Below are 14,587 nucleotides of genomic sequence, written 5' to 3'. Positions count from 1 at the left end.
TGCTCCTTCAGTGTTTCAGTGGCTTTCGTTACGCTTTTGTTATACCTTTAGCCGAAACTTTTAGTGCATGGAAACAAAAACGGAAGTATGGCTGCGCGGGAGTAAAACACCGGGCCTGGCGCCACAGTTGCAGCCCGCAGCAGATGCATTATTACAGACAAAAGAAGAGATCAGAAGTATATTGGAGGGGTTTCCGGAAGCGCTGCTTTGGGAGCGTCCGGCGGGCTTAGCCGCTGTGGGGTTTCACTTAAAACATATTGCGGGCGTGCTGGACCGGCTGCTGACCTATGCGGAAGGAGCGATGCTTTCGGAAGCACAATTTATATATTTGAAAAGTGAAACAGTTGTTGACAACAGCACTATTAAAGAGTTGCTGGAAGTGCTGGAAAATGCTATTGATACAGCGATCGACCGCTATAAAAAATTTGAAGCGGGCACTTTAACCGAAGAAAGGAAGGTGGGGCGTGCGGGGTTGCCAGCCACTGTTTTTGGACTTTGTTTTCATGCGGCCGAGCATACCATGCGGCACCTGGGGCAATTGCTGGTAACGGTTAAAGTGCTGCGAACCAGGCATGATCAGGCATAGCCGTTGTTCCTGCCCTATATACAATGCTGCCGGAGTTATAAGCTGATCCTGTTCTTTTCTTCTGAGGAAGTATTGCGCTCCCTGGCGGCCTTTATTTTCTGGTTGCCGAATTTATATACAAAGCTCAGGTTAAACCGGCGCCCTTCCCATTCATTCCGCCATACAATATCAATGCCCTCGCCCAGGTAGTGCGCACGGTAGGTATGTGTGGAGAGCAGGTTATAGATATTAAAGCGGATACTGGCTTTCTGGTTCCATAATTGCTGCTGCGCGCCCACTGACCAGGCATAACTGCTTAACAGTTTTGCAATGCCCGACTTTCCGGGGGCCGAATAATAAAAATTGGTCGTCAGTTTCAGGTTTTTATTCAGAGTAAAGCTATGATTGGAGCTTAAATCGCCTGAAAAGGCTTTTGTATCATAGCTGAAGCCCGGTATATCCGACAAGCTTCTTGACCAGTTAATGCCGATATTATTTTGAGCAGACCACCATTTGACCGGTTGTAACTGGATGGAAACATCCAGGCGCACATAATCGGTCCTTCCCGCGTTTTCATTAATGGTTGTTACGCGCCCGGTACCTGCATCTTGCTGAATGGTTTGTACCTGATTTTTGTTGGAGAACCTGTAAGAAAGGGTCGTAAACAGTAATTGTTTATAAATATGCTTTAATTCAAAAGAATTGGAGTAAGAAGGCCTTAGGTAAGGATTTCCCTTAAATACAGTATAAGGGTCTACATACATTACAAAGGGATTCAGACTCTGGTAGGAAGGGCGGCTGATACGACGCGCATAATTGAGTTGCAGGGTATTTACCGAATCTAATTTTTGTGAAAGAAAAACAGTTGGAAAAAGATTTAGATAATTCCGTTCATCTGTCTGGTTCAGGGTTTTCGATTCACCGCTTCCGATGGTCTGCTCTGCCCTTAATCCGACTTGCGCGGAGATTGCTCCCCAGTCTTTCATAAAGCTGGTATAGGCGGCGGCAATCTGTTCCCTATAAATAAAATGATTCGAGCGGGAATTATCATTTACCCATTGTTGGCTTTCAAGCGAGTCTGCGATCAAATTATTATCATTGGTTACCAGGCTGTATTTAGCGCCTGCTTCCAACCTTGTTTTTGGTGAAAAGTATTTGGTGTAATCCAGTTTAGCGGAAAATAATTGCACCGCAGCAGGCTGGTTGTTGCGAAAAATATACGGATCCTGAAATACCTGATCCTGTTCATTGTAAAAGTTGTTATTATTTATATCCGTTTCATTGCGTGCATAGTTGCCGTAGTCCGCATTCACCACCACTTCACTTCCCAGGCTGTCCAGTGTTTTTTTGAAATAGAGGTTCAGCGCATTATTGTTGGTGTTGGAATGCTCCTTTTTTACACTTTGAATGGACTGGTATCGCTGTTGCATTGCGTTCAGGAAGTTGGTGGTGTTGTCTGTTCTTGTTGGTGCATTATAAAGGCTGCCATTAAATAAAATACCGAACGTGGTTTTATTGTTAATTGCATAATCCATACCCAGGGTATAGTTCCACCACTTTCCCCTGGGATGCCAGTAATTGTTCCTGTTTTGATAAATGGTATCGGTAGTGCCTCGCATAATACTATTCAGGTTTAGCTCATTATACGTTTCACTATAACCAAGATAGCTGTTCCCGTAAATATTGATCTTTCCCTTCCGGTAATTGAGGCCTAACCCACCATTGGCCTTTGAGTAGCTGCCTATACCGCCTCCAAGCGTGGCCATGCCATTTATGCCGTATAATTTATTTTTCTTTAGATTGATATTGATGATACCTGAACTGCCGGCCGCATCGTACTTGCTGGAAGGGTTGGTGATGATCTCAATGGTGGCAACAATGTCTGCAGGAAGACTCTTTAGATATTCTGTCAATTGCTGGCCGGAGAGATAGGCTGGCCTGCCATCGATATAAATTTGGGTACCGGCTCCCTTAAGCAGGAGGTTATCGTCTTTGTCTACAGTAACCGCAGGCGCCAGCTTCACCACCTCGAAAACCGAATTGCCTGCAGCAACGGGGTTGTTTTCAATATTCATTACCAGTTTATCGGCTCTTATTTCATATAGCTTTTTTGTTGTGGAAACCGTTACAGCGGTCAGATTTTTTGCAAGAGGTGGCAGCACCAGGTCCGGGGTAAGATATACTTCCTCATGCTGTAACTTTACTATTGCCGATTTTTGCGTTTTATAACCCGTAAATGAAGCTTGTAAATAGTAGCTGCTACCGGCTTTAGCTGAAAAATGATAGGCTCCGGTACTATCCGAAACGACCGTATTGATCAACGCTCCGTCAATATTCAGCAGTTGCACTGTAGCCAAAGGCAGGGCCTGTTTTTCTGAATTGACGATCCTCCCTTTCAGGATCGTGTTATTTTGTGCGGTTAATGCGGTTGCAAGCGTGCTTAAAAGGAAAGTGAAAAATAGTTTCATATGAGCTGTGTGTTTGTTACTGGTATGCGGTCTTTATTTTTACACGCGCAAAATGAGAAACTGTTACAACTTATTTTTTGTATTTCTGCAAACACCGTTATGGATCCGACAAACGAGTCGGTAAAGACAAATTGCGTTTGCAGATTAAAAAGGCTTGTTTGCAGATCTGGCAAGGCTGTTTGCAGATGGGTAAAGCGCTCTTACAGTATATTGTTTACTTTACAGCAATTATGAAGAAAGGAAATATTATACTGATCCATATTGCATTCTGGCTGATACGCCTGGCTCCTTATTTCCCGGGAGGGCGTTCCAGTCCCCTGCTAAGCGTATCGTTTAATGCAGTGGCTGCCGTTACCTTTTACATCAATTATCTTTTTATTATGCCCTGGTTTTTTCAAAAGAAAAAATATGGGTGGGCCGCTGTTGCCTGGGTAGTATTGCTGTTTTTCTTTATTTTTTCCAGGTATCTTATTGAGGAAATAATCTATCCTGCCTGGTTGGGCATTCATAACTACTACCGGGGGGTTACGTTGCAGTTTTATATAAAAGATAATCTGAATTATGCAGGTGTTGTCATTATCTCCAGCATTATGATCTGGTTGCTGATCAGTTTTATAAAAAGTGTAAAAGAGAATGCCGATCTTAAAACGGAGAAAGCAAAAGCGGAAATAAATTTTCTAAAATCGCAGGTGAGCCCTCATTTTTTGTTTAACAACCTAAATAATATTTATTCATTGGTTTATCATGGTTCGGATAAAGCCCTGCCGGCTATTCAACGGCTAAGCGAAATGATGCGTTATCTTACAAAGGGTGCAAAAGCCGATCATGTGCTGTTAAGCCAGGAATTACAGTATATCCGGGATTATATAGCATTGCATTCGTTGCGGGTTTCCGGCACTTCCCATGTGGTACTGGTTGCTGGGGTATTGCCTTACGATCCTGAAATACCACCACTTTTGCTGATCCCGTTTGTTGAAAACGGGTTCAAACATGGGGTGGTTACCCTGCCGGAACAGCCTTTCACCATTGAAGTTTCCTTAAACGGAACAATACTGTACTTTCGTACCCATAACAAAATCAACAGGCATCAGAAGGATGCAGTCAGCGGCATCGGCCTGCATAACCTGAAAAAACGCCTGGAGCTTTTGTTCCCGGCCAAACATATATTAACGATCACCAGTACCGGGGACTGTTTTAATTGCGAGATGACCTTAAAATTAGTATAGCAGATGATTTCATGTATTGTAGTAGATGATGAGCCCTGGGCGGCGGCGCTGGTAAAGGATTATATAGAGAAAACACCTTTTCTTTCATTGGCTGGTGAATTTACGAATCCCCTGGAAGCCTTGCAATACCTGAAGGATCACCCCGTGGGCCTGGTTTTTCTGGATATCCAGATGCCGGAACTGACGGGCATCCAGTTTATGAAGATCATGGGCAATGCTGCGCAGGTTATTTTAACGACTGCATACGGCGAATATGCACTGGATAGTTATGAATATAATGTGGCAGATTACCTGCTAAAGCCGATTTCCTTTGAACGTTTTTATACGGCGGCCTTAAAGGCCAGAACATTACTGCAACTTAAACCGGAAATAAGCACGCCAGGCTCCATACAGACTCCCGGAATAGTTGCTTCTGAACCATTTATTTTTATCAAAACAGACAGCCGTTTTGTAAAGGTATTTGTAAAGGATATTTTATTTGTAGAAGGATTAAAAGATTATATAGCGGTACATACTGCCGGTGAAAAACTGGTTGCCCTGGATAATCTTAAAACGATAGGGGAGGCGTTATCCAAAAATCAATTTGTACGGGTGCATAAATCTTTTGTAGTGGCGCTTGAAAAGATTGATGTTATTGAAAGAAACCGGATCTTTATAGGGGCACAGGTCATTCCGATCGGGGATACCTACCGGGATGCATTGCATACCATACTTAAGGAGAAACAATTTGGCGGGAAATGAGACAGTGCCAATGAACTATCAAACCCGAACGGTTACACGGCACTAGTTATCTTTCAGCTTTGATACCAATGCAATATATGCTGCCATGGCCGCTTCCCTGGTTTTTCCCTTTTGATCCTCCCACGCATTGTATTTGGCCTTAGCTACAAAATCAAAGGGGTTGGCCGGCGGGTCTGTATTTATATCTCCTTCTGTTGCCTGTTTGTATAAGGAGTACAGTTGCAGCAGCGTTTCGTTGGAAGGCTTTTCGGATAAGCCCTTGCTGTCGGCTACCGCCTGCTCAAATTGGTTCATTAATTCCATTGTTTTTGATTGTAGACGCTAAAATACGGCTTCGGGAAGCATCCTGTAGTTTTCTTGTTTGTGATCAAGAGCGGGCGATGATCGGATTATAAAAATCGCCGGATGCCTGCCCGGCAAAGATGGACGATAAAATAAAAGTTAGGATCGAACAGCAGTGAATCTGCCGGGAAGCGGGAGAAGCTGAAATAAAGAAGAGATGCTCTTCAATTTGAAACAATATGTTGTCCGGCTGTAATGCTTGCCCGGTATGTATTATAGCTATTTTGAACCAAATTTTTGTTGAATGATAGTGAAATAGAATTACGAAACGCCGAAAAGCGGGATGTGTAGGTTGTTTATTTGTGGGACCTGTGCGACTCGCATTGATGTGGGGTGGCAGGGATTAAAAGATTTTATCACTCCAGTTTATTGATAAATAAGATAATTAAACGACTGTTCGGCAAATAAAGAAAAGTAATTATATTCGGTAGTAAATTAGTTATGGGCAATTGTAGCCCGACACAGCAACTAACAGACAAACAAAGATTATGGCAGTAGGATTTACACCAAAACATGTTGAGGATTTTCCTCTAAACGATTTGACACAACAGCAATTTCTTGCTCTTGCAAATGAAACGGCAGCAAAATTAAGTTGGAAAGTTGGTTACATCAGCGACGATGGACTTATCGCATACACCGACAATGGAATGCTTTCCTGGAACGCAGAAATTAAAATCAAAATCGAAGACGGAATTTCGAATATTCAAAGTACATCAACGGGAAACGAAATGATGGATTGGGGAAAAAATAAAAAAAACATTGCTAAATTCATTTCCTGTTTTGAAGAACTAAAACCGACCTTAACGAAAGAACAACTTGATTCAAAATATCAAGAACTAAAAGAACAGCTTGTTTCACAAGAAGAAGATATATTAAAGTTGCCACCAGCAACAACGGCAGAACAAATCAAAAATTTCTTTTCAATTTTCAAACCAACACAAGGATTTTTCATTACGCCAATTCTAATAGACCTGAACATTCTAGTTTTCATTTTAATGACAATTAGCGGTGTAAACATATTGATGCCAGACAATGAAAGTTTATTGAATTGGGGAGCGAACTTCCGGCCAATAACATTGGAAGGGCAATGGTGGCGACTGTTGACAAATTGTTTTTTGCATGTTGGCATTTTCCACCTTTTACTGAATATGTATGCGTTGCTTTACATCGGTGTTTTGTTAGAACCACTTTTAGGCAGAACAAGATTTATTTCTGCTTACCTGCTTACAGGAATTACGGCAAGTATTACAAGTTTATGGTGGCACGACCTGACAATTAGCGCAGGTGCTTCGGGCGCAATATTTGGTATGTATGGCGTTTTTCTTGCAATGCTGACAACAAATTTGATTGAGAAAACGGCGAGGAAACCATTACTTACAAGTATTGCTGTTTTTGTTGGTTATAATTTAATCTATGGACTTAAGGGTGGTATTGACAACGCAGCGCACATTGGTGGTTTGCTTGGCGGGCTCATTATTGGTTATGCTTTTATTCCAAGCCTGAAAAAGCCTGGCGAAGACAAGTTGAAATTTGGAACAATTGGGTTGTTGACAATTTTAATACTTGTTTCTTCTTTTGTTGTTTACAAGAAAATGCCTAACAACATTGGAACATACGATGCGAAAATGAAAGAATTCGTTTCAATAGAATCAAAGGCGTTAGAAGTTTACAACATGCCACAAAATACGCCGAGGGGCAAAATACTTTACGGAATTAAGGATAGAGGAATTTATTACTGGAACCAAAACATAAACCTTATTGAAAGTTTTGATGATTTAGAATTGCCTCTTGAAATCAGAACCAGGAACAAACTTTTAAAGGAGTATTGCGAACTTAGAATTAAGAGTTACGAATTGCTTTACAAAGGGGTTTCAGAGGAAACAAACCAATACGAAGCACAAATAGAAGATTACAACAAACAAATAGAAGCAAAAATTAAAGAACTTGGCGGTGGGCGATGAGCAAAAAGCAACTGTCCATTGGGACTTGCAATTGCATTGGTTAGACAGATCTATCTAAAAGAAAAATTGGTTGACACATTTCGACTATTTTAACGCAACCGCAAGATGAATAGACCAATCATATTATTGACACTTTTTTTGACAATGAACTGTTTCGGACAAGACAAGTTTGTCATCAAGGATATTGTAGGACAAGACGGGTTTAGCAAAAACGACTTCAGAATAAATTCAAATAATATTTTTGAAGACAGTTTATATATTGTATCAAAGACTTGTAACGGTGAATGGGGCGGGACAATAAAATTCAAAAACAAAAAGACGGGCATTGAATATTCTGCTGCTTCAACTTGTGCTGTAGTAGTTAACAAACTGAACGGAAAATATTACATAACAAACACATTGGCTCATATGAGAGGATTTTCGGAAATTCTTGAAATTAGCAATCCTGAGTTAATGGTCGTTTTTGAACTGCCTAAGCCAAGAAACAGAAAAGCAATTGTTAAGTATGTTGGTGATGACGAGTCAACATCAACAAATGGGACGAAACAGTTAGTTGACAGCATTGGCGTATTGATACTTGCTTCATTTCCATACAATGGACAATTGTATCATATTGTTACTGACTTTAAAAAAACATTCCTAACCAAGATTGAAAATAATAGATTCCTAACCATTGATACTGTTTCTGACAAAAGCATTTGGACATACAATCCAGAAGTTTTTTTGAAAAATAACGGACAAATGGTTGTTTTATTTAAAAATCAAGAAGTAGAAGGTGTTTTAGAAATCTTTGAAAATCAAATAACGGTAAGACGAAAGAAATAGAGAAAAGCAGTGACTAACATGGGAAAGAACTGGTCTGAAATATGACTCAGTTTCGTATAAAATAAAAGTTTGAGGCGAAGGACGCCCCGAATCGCTATGGACATTGCCGGAAAGACATTGTTTTGGACTTTCCGCTTCCAAAAGTTTTTATTTTGCTACTTCAGGTATCACCGCACCCACGCATCCGTTGGGCCGCTGAATATGTAACAGGGCCGCAAGCGTAGGCGCAATATCGGTCATATGCACTTCCCGGGTTAATTTACCAGGCTGAATGCCCCAGCCGTACCAGAGTAATGGAATATGCGTATCATGCGGGCTCCAGGTACCATGTGTGGTTCCGGTGCCTCCGGGTTTTCCGCTAAACCAGGCAGGGTCGGGAATGATCTCGATTGGGCCGGAACGTTTATAATTATACCCGTTTATGATCATCGTTTTAATGGGTTCCGGAATGGATTCGCTTCCAATATTACCCAGGTCGGCCACAAATTGCACGCCATGCTGTTTTTGCAAAAAAGACACTGCTGTTTTTTTAATGGCGGCGTAATCTAATTTTTTTTCAGCTATCTGTTTATTGTCAAAATGGATCTGGTAGTTTGCGCCGGACAGTATCAGCTTATCTGCCCCGAATTGCTTTTTCAATAGCTCGTTCAATGCCGTTACCATTTTTCCATCCTGCAAAAAATCTGCAGGTATTTTGTGGTTTTGCATAAAGCCGATCGAATGTGCCGCGCCGTGATCTGCTGTCAGGAAAACGAGGTATTTGCCTTTGCCTATTTTTTGATCGAGGTAATTAAAAAAAGCTTCCAGATCTTTATCCAGCCGTAAATAAACGTCTTCTACTTCAATCGAGTTAGGTCCGTACTTGTGGCCCACATAATCAGTGGAAGCGCAATTGATCGTAAGAAAATCAGTAAAAGAACCTGTTCCTAATTTGTAACCGTCTAAGGCGGCTTTTGCAAAGTCCAGCGTCAGGGTATTACCGTAAGGGGAGCTCCGGATCACATCCGGATCCGTTTTGAAAGGTTCGCTTATATCATGCGGAAAGGCAGTCGTTTTTTCCCCTTTGAATTTTCCTTCCCAGGGAACATCGTCAGCAGTGCTTTGTGTGTAGGTATTAATAGGATATAAAGTGGTCCAGGGTTTTGCCGCCAGGGCTTCCGGTTCTTTTTTGCCGTTAAATTCGTTTGTCCATTGCGGCAGTTCTTTCATATACCAGGTGCTGGAAATAAACCGGCGGCTTTCATCGTCGAACCAGAAAGCGCCATCGGCGGTATGCCCGGCGGGCAAAATCGAAGCCCTGTCTTTCAGGGAAACACCCACCACTTTTGAGCGGAAGTTGGTCGCCAGTTTCAATTCATCTGTAATGGTGCTAGCCAGGTTATTTCTGGGAGACATTTTTCCCGCTTTTGAAGTGCTTCCTACTCCCTGTACGGTGGAATCATCGGTACAGTAAACCGATTTTCCGGTGGCCTCATCGATCCAGTCGTTACCGGCAATGCCATGTATTGCGGGAACGGACCCGGTAAAAATGGTGGTGTGCCCTACAGCCGTAAACGAAGGCAAGTGACTGATAAAGGTATTTTCGCAGGAAAACCCATCATTCAGCAGCCGGTTAAAACCGCCTTTGCCGTATCGGTCGGCATAACGATACAGGTAATCCCAGCGCATTTGGTCTACTACAATGCCTACTACTAATTTTGGACGTTTTACAACATGCTGTGCACTGCCTGAAAAGGAGGTCAAAAGGACAAGCAGCAGCAGGGGAAGCTTTTTTATCATTAGGATCAATTTGGTCAAAAATAATGAAAGCCATCCGATTATGGTTTCCGTTTGGGTAAAGAATCTTTTTTAAAACAAACAGTCGTAATTTCAGCAGGTGAAAACACATTTTTTCCTGGCAAGCATGATGCTGCTGAGTTATACGGTAGCTACGGCGCAATCGTACCAACTTTCTGTTGTCCTGGATTCTTTCCCATCTTATACCCCTGCAAATGCAACGATTTTTCTTGCAGGCACTATGAACGGATGGAATCCAAATGCCAGTAATTACCAGTTTCAAAAACAAGCAGGCAGCTATGCGCTTTCTGTTCCGGTAAAGAAGGGCGCTATTGAGTTTAAACTTACCGGGGGAAGCTGGGAGCAGGGTGAAGCGGGTCCCGGCGGGGAGCGCGCCGGTAATCGAAGCCTGCAATTAAACTCCGATACCGTTATTCATATTGTTGTTAAAGGATGGCAGGATCATTTTACAAAAAGTGAAAAAATGCATACGGCAAGTAAAAATGTAACGATACTGGACCGGTTTTATCTACCGCAGTTAAAGCGCTACCGTACTTTAAGAATTTACCTGCCTCCGGGCTATAACAAGAATCAAAAGCGGTACCCGGTGGTATACCTTCAGGATGGGCAAAATATTTTTGACGCTTATACCTCGTTTGCAGGGGAATGGGATGTGGATGGGTTTATGGACCAGACCGCTCTTCCGCGCGCTATTGTTGTAGCCATTGATAATGGCGGCGATAAGCGGCTGAATGAGTATTGCCCTTATGGTGTAAAAAAGATTCCCGGCGCGGAAGGAGACTTGTATGCTTCTTTCCTGGGGGAAACCCTAAAACCTTATATTGATAAACATTATCGCACGTTAAAAAGCAAAACAAATACTTTTATAGCCGGCAGTTCTATGGGCGGACTGATCTCTTTTTATACCGCATTAAAATATCCAAAGCTGTTCGGCAATGTTGGTGTTTTTTCTCCGTCTTTCTGGGTAACGGATGATAAGATCTATGGTGATATAAAAAAGCTCGGGCCGGCTCTGAATGCGTTCGTTTATTTTTATGTGGGTATGCAGGAAGGAGATACGATGCCCAATGATCTGTTAAAGGCTGCGCAAGGGCTTACGGCGGTTTCAAAATCCCGTGTCACTGTTGTAATACGAAGCGGGGGGCATCATAATGAAGCAGCCTGGAGAAAAGAGTTTCCGCTTTTCTACCAGGCTGCCGTTTCAAAAAAAGAATAATTATTTACCGAATATTTTTAATACGGCCTGGCTGGACATACTTCCTTCAAACGCAGTAATGAGTTGTTTGTTGGCATTATAAAAAGCGTGGAAGGGGAGGTTCTTGATATTGTAGTATACGGGGAAGGTATAAGAATAATCACGGCCTACAAGAATATTGGGATATTTTTGCAGTTGGTAATGGGTAATAAAACCGGCCATTTCTTTAAGGGGCAGGGGGGTGGCCATTACGATCTGGATATCTTTGTACTTGTCGATATTTTTCAGCATTTCCTCCGTTTCATGTTTGCAGTGGTCACATTCCGGGCTGAATATCATGATCAGTACCGGTTTATTTTTCTGGAGTTTTGCTTTTAACTCATAGCCGGTGCTGTCAGGGTTCAATAATTTTACCGCGGGAATGGTGCGGTATTGTTTATAGGGGGGCAGCCCCTGGCTGTAACCGGGCAAAAAACTTATTATTGCAATAAAAAGAAAAACTAAATACTTCATTTTGTTTGTTTTATAAAAAATGTACGTCAAAGATAATAATAGGATGGAGAATCCACGGGATGGGTTGTCTTAAAAAAGGGAAAAAATATTTTTTTAATTACGAATATTTCGTAGTTTTATTTTCAAATCGTAATAGAATGAAAAATTTATCAGCACAGGAAGAACAGTTAATGTTAGCCATATGGCAGGTAGGCGAAGGGAATGTAAAAGCTTTTATGGATCTGATGTCTGAACAACTGCCTTATACTACAGTGGCTTCTACTATTAAGAACCTGGAGAAAAAGGGATATGTGTCGGCGCGCCTTTTTGGCAATGTATATGTATACAAGCCGGCTATTTCTGAAGAAGAGTATAAACGGAAATTTATGGGCAATGTTGTAAAAGACTATTTCAGCAATTCGTACAAGGAGCTGGTGAACTTTTTTGTAGATCAGAAAAAATTATCGGCCCAGGAACTGAAAGATATTGTAAAGCTGATTGAATCGGGTAAGAAGAAATAGTTTTCAGTTATCAGCGGTCAGCAGTCAGCTCGTTTTGTAAACTACTGAAAACTGATGGCTAAAAAACTGATCACCGGAAACGCTCAATGCTAAACGCTGCGTTCTAAATTTTACATTCTTAATTTTAAATTTTCAATTTCCTCCCATGCCTGTCATTATTGATTATATTCTGAAATTGAGTATTTGTCTTGCGGTGGTACATTTGTTTTACCAGCTACTGTTAAGGAGGCTTACCTTTTATGGCTGGAACCGTTGGTACCTGTTGGGGTATAGCATGCTGAGCTTTATCATTCCGTTGATTGATATTATGCCTGAGTTGCAAAAAAAAGAACTGGATCGAAATGCCCTGGTGCAACTGATTCCCGTATTTGGTTTTTCTTCTGCAGCCACCGATCCCTCTTTTTTTGAATCCTTAACTACCTGGGACTGGGTGCTGCTTATCGCTGCCCTGGGGTCATTGATCTTACTGGCCCGTTTCCTGATCATGTTCTGCTCTTTTCTACGCATTAAAAGAAAGGCACAACTGATATCTGACGATCGTACGCGTATTTACCAGTTGGATGAAGATATGCGGCCTTTTTCCTTTGGTAACGCTATTTTCATTAATACTGAATTGCACAGCGGCGAAGAATTGGAAGAGATTATCCGGCACGAATTTGTGCATGTAAAACAAAAGCATACGCTGGATATTATCTGGAGCGAATTGCTTTGCATCCTGCTTTGGTTTAACCCTTTTGTTTGGCTGTTGCGAAAAAGCATCAAGCAGAACCTGGAGTTTCTGGCAGACAAACAGGTGCTCCAAAACGGGATGGATAAGAAGGAATATCAGTACCTGTTGCTGAAGGTAATGGGCAATAAACAATTTGCGTTTACCAATCATTTTAATTTTTCTTCTTTAAAAAACAGGATTGCTATGATGAATACTCTTAGGTCGGCGAGGGTGCACCTGGCAAAATTCTTATTCCTCTTGCCCGTAGTGGCGGTGCTGCTATTGGCTTTTAGAAAAGAAGTACTGCGCGAAGTAAAAAAAGAAGCCGGGAGCGCTACCACAGAATTGCCCGCTAAGGCAACCGGCAGCTTAAGCGAAACTATCCAAAAAGAACTGCAATTGGCATTGATCCCAAAGGACACCACTCCGTCCAAACCGGGTCAAAAGAAATATTACGTAGTTGTAGCGAATGCAGGCTTCAGTAAGAATATAAAAGATCCTGCCGATATTGTTACAAGGATGCGCAGGTCTGAATGGGATGCCAATAAGGAAAAATACGAACGGGAATATGGACACGCACCCGCGGCAAAAATGCATTTGAGCCAGGATGGAGAAAGGGACTTTGGGTTTGATTCCGTATATGTGATGCGCCGGTCGCCACGTACCGCAGTATCTGTAAATCCTCCATTGTACATTGTAGATGGAAAGGAGCTTGACAGCAAAAAAGGTCTTAGTGAAATTGATGCCAATACGATCCAATCGATATCAGTTTTGAAAGACAATACCGCAGAGAAATTGTATGGAGAAAAAGGAAGGAATGGTGTGGTAATTATAACAACCAAAAAAGAAGGAGTTATGGTAGTCGATTCTAGTAACCGAGGCAATATTCAATTGCGGCTAAAGAACACGGATGATACTTTACTAACCCCAGAATTACGGTTACATGGCGCAGTTGCCGGGGTGCGTATTACAGCAAAGAATGCCAATGGAACGGTTAGTCCAGATGGCAATGGTGTGGTGCATACAGAATCTGCCGGGGTAGCTTTTGAAAGGTTCGACGGCGTGTATCTGCTTGACGGAAAGATGATGGACAAGGCTGCTCTTAAAAATATAAATTCCGAGAAGATCAAATCGATAAATGTGTTTAAGAATGATAAGGCAAGGGAAATGGAATATGGCGAAAAAGCGAAAAATGGGGTGATAGAAATACACACAAATGATGAGAAGAGCGATAAGGCCCCGCAACCGGCCAAAAAACCAGACGAGGTAGTGGTTGTGGGTTATGGTGTAAAAAGGCCCCTGCAAGAAGTAATAGTAACAGGTTATGGAACCAGACAAACGAAGGCTGCACCTGCCCGTGAAGGGCAAACCTTAAAATTAATCCCTGTTGAAGTAAAAGGGTATAAAAAGGAGGCGGAGGACGATAAAGCGTCGCCTTCTACAATAAAAAGCGATAAACCGGCTGCCCTTAATTTGAAACCTGCCAAAATTTATAAGTTCAATTTAGCTTATACGGCAACATTGAAACCGGCGAAAGTAGCCGTTACTGATACAATTGTGTTCAGGAGCAGGTAGCCTTTGCTGGTGTTGCGCGTGGGAGAGAAGCCGGATAAAACACCAACAAACAAGGCGAAGCCGTTGGTGTTTTCCTACGTTCATGGCCGCGCGCAACACCAACGGAGACGAATAGTGCTGTGGGTGTTTTGCCCTTGCTCACTGCCCCACTCAACACCCACAGCGACGGT

12 protein-coding genes are annotated in these 14,587 nt (G+C 42.1%); 8 read left to right on the top strand and 4 right to left on the bottom strand.

Annotation, left to right across the window (positions count from 1 at the left end):
- Positions 1-67: 67 nt before the first annotated feature.
- Positions 68-586: a DinB family protein gene (locus NIASO_RS08690; protein ID WP_008584317.1), complete on the top strand. Its 519-nt coding sequence runs from the start codon at positions 68-70 to the stop codon at positions 584-586.
- A 35-nt stretch (positions 587-621) separates the two neighbouring features.
- Here NIASO_RS08690 and NIASO_RS08685 read toward each other — a convergent pair whose 3' ends face one another.
- Entirely contained in the window at positions 622-3,033 is a 2,412-nt protein-coding gene (locus NIASO_RS08685; protein WP_008584318.1) for an outer membrane beta-barrel family protein, read from the bottom strand.
- 158 nt (positions 3,034-3,191) lie between these two features.
- On the opposite strand from NIASO_RS08685, the gene NIASO_RS08680 reads away from it, so the two are divergent.
- Complete coding sequence (locus NIASO_RS08680; protein ID WP_008584319.1) at positions 3,192-4,259, top strand: sensor histidine kinase; 1,068 nt, start codon at positions 3,192-3,194, stop codon at positions 4,257-4,259.
- A 3-nt stretch (positions 4,260-4,262) separates the two neighbouring features.
- Positions 4,263-5,000, top strand: a complete 738-nt coding sequence (locus tag NIASO_RS08675) for a LytR/AlgR family response regulator transcription factor (RefSeq protein ID WP_008584320.1) — start codon at positions 4,263-4,265, stop codon at positions 4,998-5,000.
- Positions 5,001-5,042: 42 nt separating this feature from the next.
- On the opposite strand, the gene NIASO_RS08670 is transcribed toward NIASO_RS08675, so the two are convergent.
- Complete coding sequence (locus tag NIASO_RS08670) at positions 5,043-5,294, bottom strand: acyl-CoA-binding protein (RefSeq protein ID WP_008584321.1); 252 nt, start codon at positions 5,292-5,294, stop codon at positions 5,043-5,045.
- Positions 5,295-5,830: 536 nt separating this feature from the next.
- On the opposite strand from NIASO_RS08670, the gene NIASO_RS08665 reads away from it, so the two are divergent.
- Together NIASO_RS08665 and NIASO_RS08660 are read left to right on the top strand one after the other, a co-directional pair.
- On the top strand, positions 5,831-7,303 hold the full coding sequence (locus tag NIASO_RS08665; protein ID WP_008584322.1) for a rhomboid family intramembrane serine protease: 1,473 nt from the start codon (positions 5,831-5,833) through the stop codon (positions 7,301-7,303).
- A 105-nt stretch (positions 7,304-7,408) separates the two neighbouring features.
- On the top strand, positions 7,409-8,128 hold the full coding sequence (locus NIASO_RS08660) for a hypothetical protein (RefSeq protein ID WP_008584323.1): 720 nt from the start codon (positions 7,409-7,411) through the stop codon (positions 8,126-8,128).
- Between the two features lie 147 nt (positions 8,129-8,275).
- Here the strand turns inward: NIASO_RS08660 and pafA are convergent, their stop codons facing one another.
- Positions 8,276-9,907 carry an alkaline phosphatase PafA gene (gene pafA, locus NIASO_RS08655; protein ID WP_008584325.1) on the bottom strand — a complete coding sequence of 544 codons (1,632 nt, stop codon included), beginning with the start codon at positions 9,905-9,907 and terminating at the stop codon, positions 8,276-8,278.
- Positions 9,908-10,004: 97 nt separating this feature from the next.
- Between pafA and NIASO_RS08650 the strand changes: the two genes are divergently transcribed.
- Positions 10,005-11,141 carry an alpha/beta hydrolase gene (locus NIASO_RS08650; RefSeq protein WP_008584327.1) on the top strand — a complete coding sequence of 379 codons (1,137 nt, stop codon included), beginning with the start codon at positions 10,005-10,007 and terminating at the stop codon, positions 11,139-11,141.
- Here NIASO_RS08650 and NIASO_RS08645 read toward each other — a convergent pair whose 3' ends face one another.
- Positions 11,142-11,633 (bottom strand): TlpA family protein disulfide reductase, encoded by a 492-nt coding sequence (locus tag NIASO_RS08645; RefSeq protein ID WP_008584329.1) that lies wholly within the window; start codon positions 11,631-11,633, stop codon positions 11,142-11,144.
- Positions 11,634-11,770: 137 nt separating this feature from the next.
- Here NIASO_RS08645 and NIASO_RS08640 point away from each other — a divergent pair, with 137 nt between their 5' ends.
- Together NIASO_RS08640 and NIASO_RS19670 are read left to right on the top strand one after the other, a co-directional pair.
- The gene (locus NIASO_RS08640; RefSeq protein ID WP_008584330.1) at positions 11,771-12,133 is read left to right on the top strand and encodes a BlaI/MecI/CopY family transcriptional regulator; all 363 of its coding nucleotides are present in this window, start codon (positions 11,771-11,773) and stop codon (positions 12,131-12,133) included.
- 145 nt (positions 12,134-12,278) lie between these two features.
- Positions 12,279-14,417, top strand: coding sequence for a M56 family metallopeptidase (locus NIASO_RS19670; RefSeq protein WP_008584331.1), 2,139 nt, complete (start codon positions 12,279-12,281; stop codon positions 14,415-14,417).
- The last annotated feature ends 170 nt before the right edge of the window (positions 14,418-14,587 follow it).

This window comes from Niabella soli DSM 19437, assembly GCF_000243115.2.
Taxonomy (GTDB): domain Bacteria; phylum Bacteroidota; class Bacteroidia; order Chitinophagales; family Chitinophagaceae; genus Niabella; species Niabella soli.
The sequence above is the reverse complement of the archived record's forward strand: the minus strand, read 5'-3'. Positions and strand labels throughout refer to the sequence as shown.